This is a genomic window from Variovorax sp. 10L426, assembly GCF_056395305.1.
The window spans coordinates 138,838-152,581 of record NZ_JBFTJF010000009.1; the positions used below are offsets into that span (position 1 = coordinate 138,838).

The 13,744-nt window shown below is 65.1% G+C and carries 13 protein-coding genes; 7 read left to right on the forward strand and 6 right to left on the reverse strand.

Annotated features, from left to right (window positions below):
* Positions 1-54: 54 nt before the first annotated feature.
* From AC1DHL_RS15130 to AC1DHL_RS15150, 5 genes are all read left to right on the forward strand, one after another.
* Entirely contained in the window at positions 55-1,218 is a 1,164-nt protein-coding gene (locus AC1DHL_RS15130; protein ID WP_478099413.1) for an ABC transporter substrate-binding protein, read from the forward strand.
* 237 nt (positions 1,219-1,455) lie between these two features.
* Positions 1,456-2,337 (forward strand): branched-chain amino acid ABC transporter permease, encoded by an 882-nt coding sequence (locus AC1DHL_RS15135; protein ID WP_478099415.1) that lies wholly within the window; start codon positions 1,456-1,458, stop codon positions 2,335-2,337.
* A gap of 61 nt (positions 2,338-2,398) precedes the next feature.
* Complete coding sequence (locus tag AC1DHL_RS15140) at positions 2,399-3,262, forward strand: branched-chain amino acid ABC transporter permease (protein ID WP_478099416.1); 864 nt, start codon at positions 2,399-2,401, stop codon at positions 3,260-3,262.
* A gap of 92 nt (positions 3,263-3,354) precedes the next feature.
* The gene (locus AC1DHL_RS15145) at positions 3,355-4,140 is read left to right on the forward strand and encodes an ABC transporter ATP-binding protein (protein WP_478099417.1); all 786 of its coding nucleotides are present in this window, start codon (positions 3,355-3,357) and stop codon (positions 4,138-4,140) included.
* On the forward strand, positions 4,137-4,859 hold the full coding sequence (locus tag AC1DHL_RS15150) for an ABC transporter ATP-binding protein (protein WP_478162462.1): 723 nt from the start codon (positions 4,137-4,139) through the stop codon (positions 4,857-4,859). Before AC1DHL_RS15145 ends, AC1DHL_RS15150 begins: the two co-directional genes overlap by 4 nt.
* A 27-nt stretch (positions 4,860-4,886) precedes the next feature.
* Here the strand turns inward: AC1DHL_RS15150 and AC1DHL_RS15155 are convergent, their stop codons facing one another.
* Genes AC1DHL_RS15155 through AC1DHL_RS15165 form a run of 3 tightly spaced genes read right to left on the reverse strand, consistent with a single transcriptional unit; the run spans position 4,887 to position 8,306 of the window.
* Entirely contained in the window at positions 4,887-5,465 is a 579-nt protein-coding gene (locus tag AC1DHL_RS15155; RefSeq protein WP_478162463.1) for a GAF domain-containing protein, read from the reverse strand.
* A gap of 11 nt (positions 5,466-5,476) precedes the next feature.
* Positions 5,477-6,442: a Bug family tripartite tricarboxylate transporter substrate binding protein gene (locus AC1DHL_RS15160; protein WP_478162464.1), complete on the reverse strand. Its 966-nt coding sequence runs from the start codon at positions 6,440-6,442 to the stop codon at positions 5,477-5,479.
* 28 nt (positions 6,443-6,470) lie between these two features.
* A complete protein-coding gene (locus AC1DHL_RS15165; protein ID WP_478162465.1) occupies positions 6,471-8,306 on the reverse strand; it encodes a gamma-glutamyltransferase family protein in 1,836 nt (611 codons plus the stop codon).
* On the opposite strand from AC1DHL_RS15165, the gene AC1DHL_RS15170 reads away from it, so the two are divergent.
* Positions 8,305-9,342: a LysR family transcriptional regulator gene (locus AC1DHL_RS15170; RefSeq protein WP_478162541.1), complete on the forward strand. Its 1,038-nt coding sequence runs from the start codon at positions 8,305-8,307 to the stop codon at positions 9,340-9,342. The two genes, AC1DHL_RS15165 and AC1DHL_RS15170, sit on opposite strands and share 2 nt — an antisense overlap.
* A 6-nt stretch (positions 9,343-9,348) precedes the next feature.
* Here the strand turns inward: AC1DHL_RS15170 and dxs are convergent, their stop codons facing one another.
* Genes dxs through xseB form a run of 3 tightly spaced genes read right to left on the reverse strand, consistent with a single transcriptional unit; the run spans position 9,349 to position 12,413 of the window.
* Positions 9,349-11,211, reverse strand: a complete 1,863-nt coding sequence (gene dxs, locus AC1DHL_RS15175; protein ID WP_478162466.1) for a 1-deoxy-D-xylulose-5-phosphate synthase — start codon at positions 11,209-11,211, stop codon at positions 9,349-9,351.
* A gap of 15 nt (positions 11,212-11,226) precedes the next feature.
* On the reverse strand, positions 11,227-12,150 hold the full coding sequence (locus AC1DHL_RS15180; RefSeq protein ID WP_478162467.1) for a polyprenyl synthetase family protein: 924 nt from the start codon (positions 12,148-12,150) through the stop codon (positions 11,227-11,229).
* Entirely contained in the window at positions 12,147-12,413 is a 267-nt protein-coding gene (xseB, locus tag AC1DHL_RS15185; protein WP_478099421.1) for an exodeoxyribonuclease VII small subunit, read from the reverse strand. The genes AC1DHL_RS15180 and xseB overlap by 4 nt, the downstream gene beginning before the upstream one ends.
* A 181-nt stretch (positions 12,414-12,594) precedes the next feature.
* Here xseB and AC1DHL_RS15190 point away from each other — a divergent pair, with 181 nt between their 5' ends.
* Entirely contained in the window at positions 12,595-13,731 is a 1,137-nt protein-coding gene (locus tag AC1DHL_RS15190; protein ID WP_478162468.1) for an aromatic ring-hydroxylating oxygenase subunit alpha, read from the forward strand.
* Positions 13,732-13,744: the final 13 nt, after the last annotated feature.

The window sequence follows — 13,744 nt, forward strand, 5'->3', positions numbered from 1 at the left end:
AGCGGCCTCTAAAATGGCCGCCCCCGTTCCACCGTTCCCTGAAAGAACCATCTGATGAGACATCTCTCGTTCAAGACTTCGCTGCTCGCAGGCGCCGCATTCGCCGCCTTTGCCTTCGGCACGGCCGCCCAGGCCGCCGACCTGAAGATCGGCGTGGCCGAAGCCCTGTCGGGCGGCGCTGCCCAGTACGGCGTCGCCATTCGCAACGGCTTCGAACTCGCCGCTGCCGAAATCAATGCAGCCGGCGGCATCAACGGCAACAAGATCGAGCTCGTCGTCGCCGACGAGCAGGGCAAGAAGGAAGAGGCCATCAACGTCTTCAAGAAGCTGATCTTCCAGGATCAGGTGCTGATGGTCTTCGGCCCGACGCTGTCGAACTCCGCGCAGGCCGCCGATCCGATCGCCCAGGCCGCCAAGACGGTGGCTTTCGGCACCTCCAACACGGCTGATGGCATCACCTCGATCGGCGACCACATCTTCCGCAATTCGGTGACCGAAGCCGACGTGCTCCCCGAGACCATCAAGACCGCCGTGAAGAACGCCGGCATCAAGAAGGTCGCCGTGCTCTACGGCAACGACGACGTGTTCACCAAGAGCGGCTACGACAACTTCAAGAAGGCGCTCGACGACCTGAAGATCCCGGTCACCACCACCGAGACCTTCGCCAAGGGCGACGTCGACTTCAAGGCCCAGCTGACGAAGATCAAGGCCAGCGGCGCCGATGCGATCGTGCTGTCGGCCCTGCTTGCCGAAGGCGCGCCAATCATGGTGCAGGCCCGCCAACTCGGCCTCAACGTGCCGATCATCGGCGGCAACGGCATGAACTCGGTCAAGGTGTTCGAACTGGCCAAGGGTCAATCCGACAACCTGTACGTCGGCAGCCCCTGGTCGGCCAGCAACGCCACGCCGGAGAACACCAAGTTCATCAAGGCTTACACCGAGAAGTACAAGACGGCGCCCGACCAGTTCGCAGCGCAGGCCTACGACGCGATGTACATCGCCGCTCAGGCACTGAAGAACGTCAAGGTCACGGGCAACCTCCCGGTCGACCGCGCCGCCGTGCGTGATGCGCTGCCCGCCGTGAAGCACACCGGTGCCACCGGCACGTTCCAGTTCCGCCGTGCCAACGACAAGACCGGCAAGCCCGCCGGCTACGACGCGCAGCAGTTGCCTATCGTCAGCGTGACGAAGGGCAATGAGTTCGTAATCACAAAATAAGGCTCGCCCCCAGGTTGCCCGCACTTCGTGTCGGGCGCCCACCCCCTACCGGGGGCAACACCGGCGGCCTGGCAGAGCCAGTTCCGCGGTGTTCCCGGAAGTAGCGGGGACCGGCACAGCCGATCCCCCATTCGGGAAACGCCGAAGAACCGGCTTTGCCGGGCTTCTGGTGTTGCCCCCGGTGAGGGGGTGGGCGGCTACACGAAGTGAGCCAACCTGGGGGAGAACGGATCCACCATGCTTGAACAGCAACTTGTCAATGCACTCTCCCTCGGGTGTGTCTATGCGCTTTTTGCGCTGGGCTTCACTTTGATCTTCGGGGTGCTCGGCGTCATCAATCTTTCGCACGGCGCGGTTTTCATGGTGGGCGCTTATGCGGCGGTCCAGGCCATGGCGCGTTTCGATTTGCCCTTGTGGGCCGGACTGCTGTTCGCCTTCGTGTTTTGCGGCCTGTTGGGGCTGCTGATCGACTTCCTGGTGCTCAAGCCGCTGCGCGCGCGCAACGCACCCCACCTGATTCCCATGATCGCGACCATCGGCGTCGCGATCATTCTCAACAACGGCATGCAGGGCATCTTCGGGGCGCAGAACGTGCGCTTCCCGGCCGGCGTGGTGTCGGGCGAATCGCTGAATCTCGCCGGCATCCATCTGACGGCGCTGGAGCTCGGCATCATCCTGCTGTCCTTCGCGCTGATGACGGTGCTGATGGTGGCACTCAAGCGCACGCAACTCGGACGCGCCCTGCGGGCCATCGCAGAGTCGCCGAAGGCGGCCCACTTGCTCGGTATCAATGTCGAGGGGCTGTTCTATCTGACCTCGTTTGCGGCCGCTGCCCTCGGCGGGCTTGCCGGCGTGCTGATCGGGCTCTATTCCAACGCCGTGTTCCCGCTCATGGGCCAGCCGATGCTGCACAAGGGCATCGCGGTGATCATCCTGGGCGGCATGGGCGACATTCGCGGCGCGATGCTGGGCGGGCTGTTCCTCGGCTTTGCAGAGGTGCTGTCGGTGGCCTACATCGGCTCGACCATGCGTGATGCGGTCGCGTTCGGCTTGCTGTTCCTGGTGCTGCTGGTGCGGCCCAAGGGCCTCTTCGGGACCGTGCAGGAGCGCAAGGTATGAGCGCCGCGCCGAACCGCTTCAAGCAAGCTCGCACCGCAGCGCGCAGCGCGGAGGTTTCTCTATGAGCGGTTTCGACAATCTCTGGTCGGTCTACAGCAACCTGGTGCTCACGCTGGGCACCAACGCACTGCTGGCGCTCTCGATCTGGCTCACGCTTTCATGCGGCATGCTGGCGATGGCCAATGCGGCGTTCATGGGCATCGGCGCCTACACCTCGGCGATCCTCACCATGAACTACGGCGTGCCCTTCCCGGTCGCCATCGCAGCCGGCATGGCGGCACCGGCGTTCACCGCCTTCGTCATCGGCAAGCCGACGCTGCGGCTGTCCGGCGTCTATCTCGCAATGGCGACGCTGGCCTTCGGCGAGGTGGTGCGCATCGTCGTGCTCAATGCCGAATCGCTGACCGGCGGTGCGCTGGGCCTGAACGGCATCCCTCAATCCACCCAGTGGTGGCATGTGGCGCTGGCTGTGGTGCTCGTGCTGCTGGGCCTGTGGCGGATGCGCCGGTCGAAGATCGGCCGCGCATTCGAGGCCATCAAGGAAGACGAAACAGCCGCCGGGCTGATGGGCATCGACGTCGGCGGACACAAGATGCTCGCCTTCGTGCTGGGTGCCGCCATCGCGGGCCTGGCGGGCGTGCTCAACGCGCACCTGACCTTCTTCATCGGGCCGAATGAATATGGCTTCGACCGTGGCGTCGACATCCTGACGATGACCGTCCTGGGCGGCATCAACGGGCTGACCGGCCCGGTGCTCGGCGGCGTGATCCTGACCGTGTTGCCCGAAGCACTGCGCGCGTTCGGCGATTTCCGGCTCGTGCTGAACGGCGTGATCCTCGTGCTGATCGTGCTCTTCCTGCCCAAGGGCATCTGGGACCCGGCACGGTTTCGGCAATGGTTCGGACGCAAGGGAGCGATGGCATGAGCGCCGCGCCGGGCCGCCCCCAAGCAAGCTCGCGCCCCCTCGGGGGGCAGCGAGGACACGAAGTGCCGAGCGTGGGGGCAACAGCCACACCATTGCTCACCCTCGACGGCGTCTCGCGCCACTTCGGCGGACTCAAGGTCCTGCAGGAAGTGAACCTCGAAGTGCCGCAGGGCGGCGTGTTCGGCCTCATCGGGCCCAACGGCGCCGGCAAGACCACCGTCTTCAATCTCACCACTGGGCTGCTGCCCACCACCGGCGGCACGATCCGGTTCGAAGGCCGCGACCTCGCGGGCCTCAAGCCGCACCAGATCACGCGCGGCGGCATCGCGCGCACCTTCCAGAACATCCGCATCTTCAAGGAGATGTCGCTGCTCGAGAACGTGATGGTCGGCATGCATGCCAACTTGCGCTACGGGCCCCTGGGCCTGCTCGCCTCATCGGGGCTGTTCCGCAGCGAAGAGCGGCGCGCACGCGACAGGGCGCGCGAGTTGCTCTCATGGGTCAAGCTCGACCACAAGGGCGACGACGTGGCCGACAACCTCTCGTACGGCGACCAGCGCAAGCTCGAACTCGCGCGCGCGCTCGCGACCGACCCCAAGCTGCTGCTGCTCGACGAGCCCGTCGCCGGCATGAACAGCACCGAGAAGACCGACCTGATGCACGAGATCCGCAACATCGCGGGTCGCGGCTACACCATCTTCATGATCGAACACGACATGCGTTTCGTGATGGGCCTTTGCGAGCACATCGCGGTGCTGAACTTCGGCCGCATCATCTCGCGCGGCGATCCGGACCAAATCCGGAATGACCCACAAGTGATCGAGGCCTACCTGGGCCGCGAAGAGGACGAAGCGACGAACGAGGGAGTGACGCCATGAGCGGAACGCCACTGCTGAAGGTCGACGCGCTCAAGGTCGCGTACGGCCACATCGAGGCCGTGAAAGGCATCGACTTCGAACTGCATGAAGGCCAGATCACGACGCTGGTGGGTGCCAATGGTGCCGGCAAGTCGACCACGCTGCTGGCGCTGTCGGGTCTGGTCAAGAAGGCCTCGGGGCGCGTCGTGCTCGACGGGCAGGACCTCACCGCCCTCTCGCCGCATAAGATCGTCGCTGCCGGCATGGTGCAGGTGGCCGAGGGCCGTGCCACGCTGACCACGCTCACGGTGCGCGAGAACCTCGAGCTCGGCGCCTACACCCGGCGCGACGGCCGTGCGCAGCGCGCCAACGACCTCGACCACATCTACACGCTCTTCCCCCGGCTCAAGGAACGCGCGGACGGACTGGCGGGCAACCTGTCGGGCGGTGAACAGCAGATGCTGGCGATCGGCCGCGCGCTGATGGCCAAGCCGCGTGTGCTGCTGCTCGATGAGCCGTCGATGGGCCTCGCTCCGATCATCGTGCAGGACATCTTCCGCACGCTGCGCGAGATCAACAAGGCCGGTCTGACGATCTTCCTGGTCGAGCAGAACGTGCGGCAGGCGCTCAAGATCGCCGACCGTGCCTACGTGATCGAAACCGGAAAGATCGTGCTGGAAGGAAGCGGTCGCGAGCTACTCGGCAATCCGAAGGTCCAGGACGCGTACCTGGGCGGATGAAAGGGCCCAAGCCCCAAATTCCAACCTCTAGATGTGACCCTGGCATCCTGACCCGGCCGATTCGCGACGCGTCCGAAGCACCCAGGGCGCGGCCAGCATGGCAAGCTGCCTTACCACGCCGATCTCCTGCAATTGCCAGCGCGGCCGCGTGGACAGCACGTTGAATGTCGCGAAGCAGCGTCCGCTCTCCACGATCGGAACGTTCAATACCGCGTGCAACCCGAGGGCTGTGATTCGCGCGTGGTCGTCGAACACTTCGGCGAGCGCCGAGTCACCCTCTCCAACAAAGATTTCGGCGCGACCAAACAGTTGCTGCGTCCAGGCCGTCGCAGTCTTTCGCTTGCGTCCGGACACTGGGTATGCGTTGGGCTCAGAGGACCAGAGGCGCTGTAGCTGCACCTCGTCCGGGGGATCATCCGGCGTCGTCGCATTCAGGTTGATCGTGAGCAGGCCACGCCCGAGCACCGCTTCGCGGGCTGCATTGATGTGCGCCAGGGCCTCTTGAAAGGACCTTGCGTGCGCCAGCGCCTCGCACAGGTGCTCGCGCGGTGCGTTCGGCATCGTGAAGCGCAGCGAGTCAAGTTCCGCGTTGGAGGAGGACGTCATATCAAACCAGTTCAGTCCAGTTTGATGTTGAGGTCAGTGATGATCTTGCTGTAGCGCTCGGTGTCCCGACGCAGGGCAGTGGCGAGCTGTTCGGGCGTGCTGTTCACCAACTCGACGCCCATTGAATCCATGCGAGCGCGCACTTGCGGAACGGCGAGCGCCTTGTTGATCTCGGCGTTCAGGCGCGTGACCAATTCCTTCGGCATGCCGGCTGGGCCGAAGGCCGCATACCAGACGCTCATCTCGAAGCCCGGCAGGGTTTCGGCGACAGTGGGTGTGTCGGGCAGCAGGGAGGAGCGCTTCGGTTCGGTAACGGCCAGGAGGCGCAGCTTGCCGGAACTGACGTGCGGCAGAGTCTGCGTGCCGGCCGAGAAGAGCACCTGCGTCTGGTTGCCCACAGTGTCGAGCACGGCCGGCGCCCCACCCTTGTAAGGAACGTGGAGCATCTGGATGCCCGCCGCCTTGACGAACATTTCGGCACTCAGGTGGTTTGTGGAGCCCGCACCCGCCGATGCGTAGGCCAATTTGCCGGGATTGGCCTTCGCATACGCGATGAACTCCTTCAGATTCTTCGCTGGCACCGACGGGTTGACGACCATCGTATTGATCACGTTGGCCACCAGCGCGATCGGCGTGAAGTCGTCAGCGCCCTTGAAGGGCATGTTGGGCATCAGCGTCGGGTTCATGGCGTGCGTGCTCATCGAGCCGATGAGCAGCGTGTAGCCATCGGGCTTGGCCTTGGCGACGAAGTTGGAGCCGATGTTGCCGGAAGCGCCGACGCGGTTGTCCACGATGACGGGCTGGCCCATGGACTTGGTGAGTTGCTCGGCGATGGCGCGAGCCAGGATATCGGTCGAACCGCCTGCCGCCCAAGGCACGACCAGCGTGATTGGCTTGTCGGGATAGGTCGCGAATGCCGCCTGAGCGGCAAGCGCGAGGAGCAACATGGACAGACAACGGAAAGCGCGTTGGAACATGGATCCATCCTTTGACGAAATGAAGAAATCAGCGACCAACGGCATAGCCTTGCATGCCGCGTGGGTTGGCTGCGGCGCGAAGTACCAGCCGGCCTTGCGAATCCCGCTCGCGGCTGCAGGCCGACATGCGACCCTCGGACCAGGCGTCGCCGGATTGCACGTCGTGGCCCATCGCGTGGAGTTGATCAAGCACCTCGGTGCCAAAGCGAGACTCCAGCGCCAGCGTGTTGAGCCTGGTCTGGCGTGGCCAGAAGGAACCTGGTCCATGCTTGACGTGCCAGGCGGGCGCGTCGATGGCTTCCTGGAGATTCATGCCGTGCACTGCGTGGCGCAGAAAGAAGCCGACCGACCATTGATCCTGTTGATCGCCGCCGGGCGTGCCAAAGACCATGTAGGGCTCGCCGTCGCGCAGCGCCATCGATGGCGACAGCGTGGTGCAGGGCGCGACGCCCGCCTCCAGCGCATTGGGAAGACCCTCGTCGAGCCAACTCATCTGCAGGCGGGTGTTGAGAGCAAAGCCCAGTGCGGGAATCACCGGACTGGAGGACAGCCAGCCGCCAGAGGGTGTGGCCGCAACCATATTGCCCTGCCGGTCGATCACGTCGATGTGGCAGGTGTCGCCGACAAAGATCTCCCGGTCCGCCCATTCGGCGACCGGCGGCAGCGCGGCGAAGGTGGGCTCTCCGACGCCAAAGCGTGTGTCGGCTGTACGCAGGGTGCGCCTGCTCACATCCAGGTCAGGCACCTGCGGCGCGAGTCCGAGTGGATGACCTGGGCGCAGTATCTCGGACGCATGTTGCGGGTCGACCTCTGCCCAGCGGTCCCGAAGATATCTTTCGGACAACAAGGCGGCCTGCGCGTCGACGCGCGCGCCTGGCGACTTGCCGAACCATGCCATCCGATCCGCCAACGCCAACTTGGCCGCCTCGGTGACAAGGTGCACAAAGCCTGCCGTGCCAGGCGCGTGGTCTTGCAGGCCAGCGTGGCGCAGCATGCCGATCTGCTGCAAAAACGCCGGCCCCTGACTCCAGAAGCCGCATTTGGCAACGGTGTAGCGCCCAAAATCCATGCTGAGCGGCGCCTCGGTCTTGACGGTCCACGCCGCCATGTCCTCGTGGCGCAGCAGGCCGCAATGCGATTCGCCGCTGGTATCGCGCACGGCAGTCGTTCGACTGTAGCGGTCGATTTCCTCGGCGACGAAGCCCTGGTACCAGGTACGAATGGCCGCATCGATCACGCCGGTGCGGCCGTCGGCTTCGCGCTCGGCAGTCTCGACGAGGCGCTGATACGTTGCGGCCAACGCAGGCTGGCGAAACAACGCGCCGGGCTGGGGCACCTTTCCTCCGGGCAGCCATACCTCGGCTGACGAGGGCCAGTGGTCGAGGAACAAGGACCGAACCGCCAAGATTGCCTGGGAAATGCGTGGCACCAACGGAAAGCCATCGCGCGCGTATCCGATGGCAGGTGCGAGCACATCGGCAAGCGACCACGTGCCGTGTTCGCGAAGCATCGTGAGCCAAGCGCCGAAGGCGCCCGGCACCGTCGCAGCCAGCAGGCCGATCCCCGGTACCTGCTCGAACCCGAGCGCGCGGAAGGCTGCCGGGCTTGCTCGAACCGGTGCACACCCTTGGCCGTTGATGGCCTGCATGCGCTTGTCTTTTTCGCTCCACAGCAAGATCGGCACCTCGCCACCGGGGCCATTGAGATGCGGCTCCACGACTTGCAGCACGAAGCCGCCGGCGACAGCCGCATCGAAAGCATTGCCACCACGCTCCAGCACCCCCATGGCGGTCTGCGAGGCGAGCCAGTGGGTGGAAGCGGCGACCCCGTGGGTGCCAACGATTTCGGGGCGGGTGGTGAACATGTGGCTGAGTTTAGAAAACTCGAATAGCCGTTTCGATATATTTTCTGATGGATGCATGCAAGCCTTGCTATGCATCGTGCTTAGGATCAGGGGCATGCCAGCGCCAACCCTTCAACATCTCGCCGCCAGGCTCAAGCTGCGGCATTTCGTACTCCTGATCGAGCTCGACCGACACCGCTCGGTCAGCCGTGTCGCCCAGCATCTGGGACTCAGCCAGCCGACCGTCACGCGGTCCCTCGGTGAAATCGAGGGCATCTTCATGACGTCACTCTTCACTCGCAGCCGGCGCGGGCTGGAGCCGACGAGCGCGGGCGCGCTGGTTCTCGCGCGGGCCAAGGTGGCGCTCGCGGATACGAACTCGCTTGGCCAGGATCTGGAAGCGCTCGCAATGGGCTTGCAGGGCAGGCTTCGCATCGGGGTGATTCCTTTTCTTTCGAGCATCACGCAAGACAGGCTCTGGCAGCACCTGTTTGCCTTCCGGCCGCGCATGGCCTTCACGCTGGACGAGGCGACGACAGACAACCTGCTTCAGGCAGTGCAGGCGCGCACGCTGGACTGCGCGATCTGCCGCTTCACCCCTGCTGGCGCCGAAGTCGGACTGGAGCAGCACTTTCTCTACAACCAAGAGCCCCGACTCGTGGCCTCGCGCGCCGCCGCCGACCGCCTTGTCAAGCGCACGTTGGACTGGGAAGCCTTCGCCTCGCTGAGCTGGATCTTCCCGCCAACGGATACGCCGATCCGCCAGATGATCCATTCGATCTTCGCGTCGGCTGGGCAGCCGGTGCCCGTGCCTTTACTGGAAGCGTATGCGAACAACACGTTGGTATCGGTGTTGCGATGCTTGCCTGACGCGATCACGATCCTGCCGGACGATATCGCTCAGGAGGTCGCCGATGCCAGCGGTGCCAGTGTCTTGCCGCAGCGCTTGCAGTGGAACTTGCCGCCGGTCGCAGTGGTGCGATTGCGAGGGGCTGCCAATGCGGCGATCGTCGACGCGCTGACAGAGGATTTGCGGCGCGCTCGCTCCGATCCTTAACGGCCTTTACATCCCGACCTGCGGTCCGAATCGCGCGCGAATCGACTGTTCAATGCCCGCGGCATCGAGTCCGATGCCAGCGAGCAGCTTGCCCGGATCGCCATGCTCGATGAAGCGGTCGGGCAAACCGAGTTGAAGAACAGGCTTCTGCACTTGGGCGGCCTGCAGCGCCTCGAGCACGGCACTGCCCGCGCCGCCCATGATCGCGCCTTCCTCGATCGTGACAATCGCGTCGTGCGATCCGGCGACCTGTAGCAGCAGGTCGACATCGAGCGGCTTGGCCCAGCGCATGTTGACCACCGTGGCATCGAGTGCTTCGGCCGCCCGCAACGCCGGATAGAGCAAGGTGCCAAAGGCAAGGATCGCGATGCGCTTGCCCTCGCGGCGGATTTCGCCCTGGCCGAAGGGCAGGCCTTCGAGGGTCTGGTGCGGCGTGACACCAGCACCCGAACCGCGCGGATATCGCACCGCGACCGGATGGTCCTGCTGATATGCAGTGGTCAGCAGTTGCCGGCATTCGGCCTCATCGGCCGGACAAGCCACGCTCATGTTCGGAATGCAGCGCAGGAACGAGATGTCATAGGCGCCCGCATGCGTCGCACCGTCGGCTCCCACCAGCCCTGCGCGATCGAGCGCGAACACGACGGGAAGATTCTGGATCGCGACGTCGTGGATGAGCTGGTCGTAGGCGCGCTGCAGGAAGGTCGAGTAGATTGCGACCACCGGCTTGAGCCCCTCGCACGCCAGGCCGGCGGCGAAGGTGACCGAATGCTGCTCCGCGATGCCCACGTCGTAGTAGCGCTCGGGAAAACGCTTTTCAAATTCGACCAGCCCCGAGCCCTCGCGCATCGCCGGCGTGATGCCGACCAGACGACCGTCCTGCGCAGCCATATCGCACAGCCAGTTGCCGAAGACTTGCGTGAAGGTCTGCTTGGGCGCGGTCGCGGGCTTGACCAGACCCACGGCCGGGTCGAACTTGGATGGGCCGTGGTAGGCGACGGGGTCGGCCTCGGCCAGCTTGTAGCCCTGGCCCTTCCTCGTGACGACGTGCAGGAACTGCGGCCCGCGCAGGTGCTTGAGGTTCTCGAGCGTGGGCACCAGCGAATCGAGGTCGTGGCCGTCGATCGGCCCGACATAGTTGAAGCCGAACTGTTCGAACAGGGTGGCCGGCACCACCATGCCCTTGGCATGCTGCTCGAAGCGCTTGGCGAGTTCGAACAGCGGCGGCGCGGCGCGCAGCACGCTCTTGCCGACGTTCTTGGCGGCGGCATAGAAGTTGCCGCTCATCAACTGCGCAAGGTAGCGGTTGAGCGCGCCGACCGGCGGGCTGATCGACATGTCGTTGTCGTTCAGGATGACGAGGAGCTTGCAGTCGTCGCACACGCCGGCGTTGTTGAGCGCCTCGAAGGCCATGCCGGCCGTCAGCGCGCCGTCGCCGATGATCGCGACGGAATGGCGCTCCTCGCCCTTTTGCCGGGCGGCCATCGCCATGCCCAGCGCCGCCGAGATGCTGGTCGACGAATGCGCGGTGCCGAAGGTGTCGTACTCGCTCTCCGTGCGTTGCGGAAAGCCCGAGATGCCACCGAGTTGACGCAGCGTCGGCATGCGGTCACGCCGACCCGTGAGGATCTTGTGCGGATAGGTCTGGTGGCCCACGTCCCACACCAGTCGATCGTGCGGCGTGTTGAAGACGTGGTGCAGCGCGACCGTGAGTTCGACCGTGCCGAGGTTCGAGCTGAGATGGCCGCCCGTGCGCGACACGTTGTCGAGCACGCAGCTCCGCACTTCGTCGGCCAGTTGCTTGAGTTGAGCGCGGTCGAATTGCCGCAGCACGGAGGGATCGTTGATGGTGGGGAGCAGCGGAGCCATGGAGAAGTCTTGTCGTTATCGATCGCGATCCACGACCATGTAAGCCAGCGCGCGGAGCGCCGCGGCGTCGGCCAGCGCGCAGCGGTCCAGCGCGTCGAGCGCCTGGGTCAAGAGTTGGCGCGCCTGGGCGCGGGCGCCGTCGAGGCCGAGCAGTGAGACATAGGTGGGCTTGTCACTCGCGGCATCCTTGCCGGCCGTCTTGCCCAGCGTCTCGGAATCGGCGACGACGTCGAGGATGTCGTCGACCACCTGGAAGGCCAGCCCCACGGCCGCGCCGTAGTCGCGCAATGCCGCGAGGCTTTCAGGCGCGATCACATCACCGCAGGCCGCGCCCATTTCCACGCTGCCCTGCAGCAACGCACCGGTCTTCAGGCGATGCATGTTGCGCAGCTGTGCTTCGTCGAGCGCGACGCCCACGCTCGCAAGGTCGATGGCCTGCCCGCCCGCCATGCCTTGGCTGCCCGCGGCGCGCGCCAGCAAACGGCAGAGGTTGGCCTGGACTTCGGCGGGGATGCCGCTTGCATCGGGCGTCAGCAGTTCGAAGGCCAGCGCCTGCAGGGCATCGCCGGCCAGGAGCGCGTCGGCTTCGCCGAACTTGACGTGCACCGTGGGCTTGCCGCGACGCAGGACGTCGTTGTCCATGCACGGCAGGTCGTCGTGCACGAGCGAATAGGCATGGATCAATTCAACGGAACAGGCGGCGCGCAGCGCCGCCTCCGCGTGACCGCCGACGGCCTCGCTGGCCGCGAGGACCAGCAGCGGGCGCAAACGCTTGCCACCGTCGAGCACCGCATAGCGCATCGCATCGCCGAGCTGGACCGGTGCGTCGATGCCGACCCAGTCCGACAGCGCAGACTCGACGCGCGCGAGCAGTGGCTCGCTCCACGCTGCGAGACGGGCGGCGTCCCACCGCAGGGTTTCGGTTTCGGTGACTGTCATTCGGACGCCCAGACCTTGAGGCTGCCCGCGTCGAGCACCTTGATCTGGTCTTCGACCGCTTGCAGCTTGTCGCGGCAGAACGCGAGCAGCGCCGCGCCTCGCTGGTAGCTGCCGAGCAACTGGTCGAGCGGCAACTGGCCCGATTCGAGTTCGGTGACGAGTTGTTCGAGTTCCTGGAGACCGGCTTCGTAGGACGCCGGCAGTGCTCCGGTATCGGGCGCGGCAGGCGTTGGCGGCTGGGAAGAAGAAGGCACCTTGGGCATGCGGCGTTCGTGGGTGAAACCCGGCATTTTAGGGCGGGGGGCCGATTCGCATCCCGGGGGTACAATCCGCGTCTCTTTCAGGGCCGGCAGTTGTCGGCCCATTTCTTCGGGCCGTCGCAAGCCTTAGACGGCAGCCTTCCGTTCTTTCTCTCTCCCTGTGGGGAGCTTGGTCAGGTCACCCATGTCTGATTTAAGTCTTCAACTGCAGCAGGCTTCGAGCCAACTCCCGGTTTCCGCGTATTTTGACGAGACGCTCTATGCCCGCGAGCTGCAAACGCTTTTCGCCGCCGGACCGCGCTATGTCGGCCACCGGCTCGCGGTACCCGAACCGGGCAACTTCCACACCTTGCCCCAGGAGCACCAGGGGCGCGCGCTCGTTCACACGCCCAAGGGCGTCGAACTCATATCCAACGTCTGCCGCCACCGCCAGGCGCTGATTCTCCAGGATCGCGGCCAGCTCGATGCCAGGAGCGGCGGCAACATCGTCTGCCCCCTGCATCGCTGGACGTATGCCGCCGCAGACCCGCGAACGACCGGCATGCTGATCGGCGCGCCGCATTTCGATCAGGATCCCTGCCTCAACCTGCACAACTATCCGCTGACGGAGTGGAACGGCCTTCTTTTCGAGAAGAGCGCGACCGGCAAGGGCCGCGACGTCGCAGCCGATCTGGCGAACCTCGGCGCCCGCGCGGACCTCGACTTCGAGGGCTATGCACTCGACCGCGTCGAACTGCACGAGTGCAACTACAACTGGAAGACCTTCATCGAGGTCTACCTCGAGGACTACCACGTCGGTCCCTTCCACCCTGGGCTCGGCAGCTTCGTCACCTGCGACGACCTGCGCTGGGAATTCGGCCGGCATCACTCCGTGCAGACGGTCGGCGTCGCCAACCGGCTTGGCCGCGCCGGCAGCCCGGTCTACCAGCGGTGGCAGGAACAGTTGCTCAAGTACCGCGACGGCAAGCCGCCGAAGTACGGCGCGATCTGGCTCACCTACTACCCGCACGTGATGGTCGAGTGGTATCCGCACGTGCTCACGGTCTCCACTCTGCATCCCATCGGGCCGCAGAAGACGCTCAACATGGTCGAATTCTTCTACCCGGAAGAGATCGTCGCGTTCGAGCGCGAATTCGTCGAGGCGCAGCAGGCCGCCTACATGGAAACCTGCGTCGAAGACGATGAAATCGCCGAGCGCATGGACGCCGGCCGCCGCGCGCTGATGCTGCGCGGCGACGACGAGAGCGGCCCCTACCAGAGCCCGATGGAAGACGGCATGCAGCAATTCCACGAGTGGTACCGCCGCGAAATGGCGAGCTAGTGCAAGCGCTCTG

Excerpts from the sequence above, each read along its gene's own strand:
- AC1DHL_RS15130 (WP_478099413.1), top strand. The coding sequence starts at position 55 with ATGAGACATCTCTCGTTCAAGACTTCGCTGCTCGCAGGCGCCGCATTC.
- AC1DHL_RS15135 (WP_478099415.1), top strand. The coding sequence starts at position 1,456 with ATGCTTGAACAGCAACTTGTCAATGCACTCTCCCTCGGGTGTGTCTAT.
- AC1DHL_RS15140 (WP_478099416.1), top strand. The coding sequence starts at position 2,399 with ATGAGCGGTTTCGACAATCTCTGGTCGGTCTACAGCAACCTGGTGCTC.
- AC1DHL_RS15150 (WP_478162462.1), top strand. The coding sequence starts at position 4,137 with ATGAGCGGAACGCCACTGCTGAAGGTCGACGCGCTCAAGGTCGCGTAC.
- AC1DHL_RS15155 (WP_478162463.1), bottom strand. The coding sequence starts at position 5,465 with ATGACGTCCTCCTCCAACGCGGAACTTGACTCGCTGCGCTTCACGATG.
- AC1DHL_RS15160 (WP_478162464.1), bottom strand. The coding sequence starts at position 6,442 with ATGTTCCAACGCGCTTTCCGTTGTCTGTCCATGTTGCTCCTCGCGCTT.
- AC1DHL_RS15170 (WP_478162541.1), top strand. The coding sequence starts at position 8,305 with ATGTGGCTGAGTTTAGAAAACTCGAATAGCCGTTTCGATATATTTTCT.
- AC1DHL_RS15165 (WP_478162465.1), bottom strand. The coding sequence starts at position 8,306 with ATGTTCACCACCCGCCCCGAAATCGTTGGCACCCACGGGGTCGCCGCT.
- dxs (WP_478162466.1), bottom strand. The coding sequence starts at position 11,211 with ATGGCTCCGCTGCTCCCCACCATCAACGATCCCTCCGTGCTGCGGCAA.
- AC1DHL_RS15180 (WP_478162467.1), bottom strand. The coding sequence starts at position 12,150 with ATGACAGTCACCGAAACCGAAACCCTGCGGTGGGACGCCGCCCGTCTC.
- xseB (WP_478099421.1), bottom strand. The coding sequence starts at position 12,413 with ATGCCCAAGGTGCCTTCTTCTTCCCAGCCGCCAACGCCTGCCGCGCCC.
- AC1DHL_RS15190 (WP_478162468.1), top strand. The coding sequence starts at position 12,595 with ATGTCTGATTTAAGTCTTCAACTGCAGCAGGCTTCGAGCCAACTCCCG.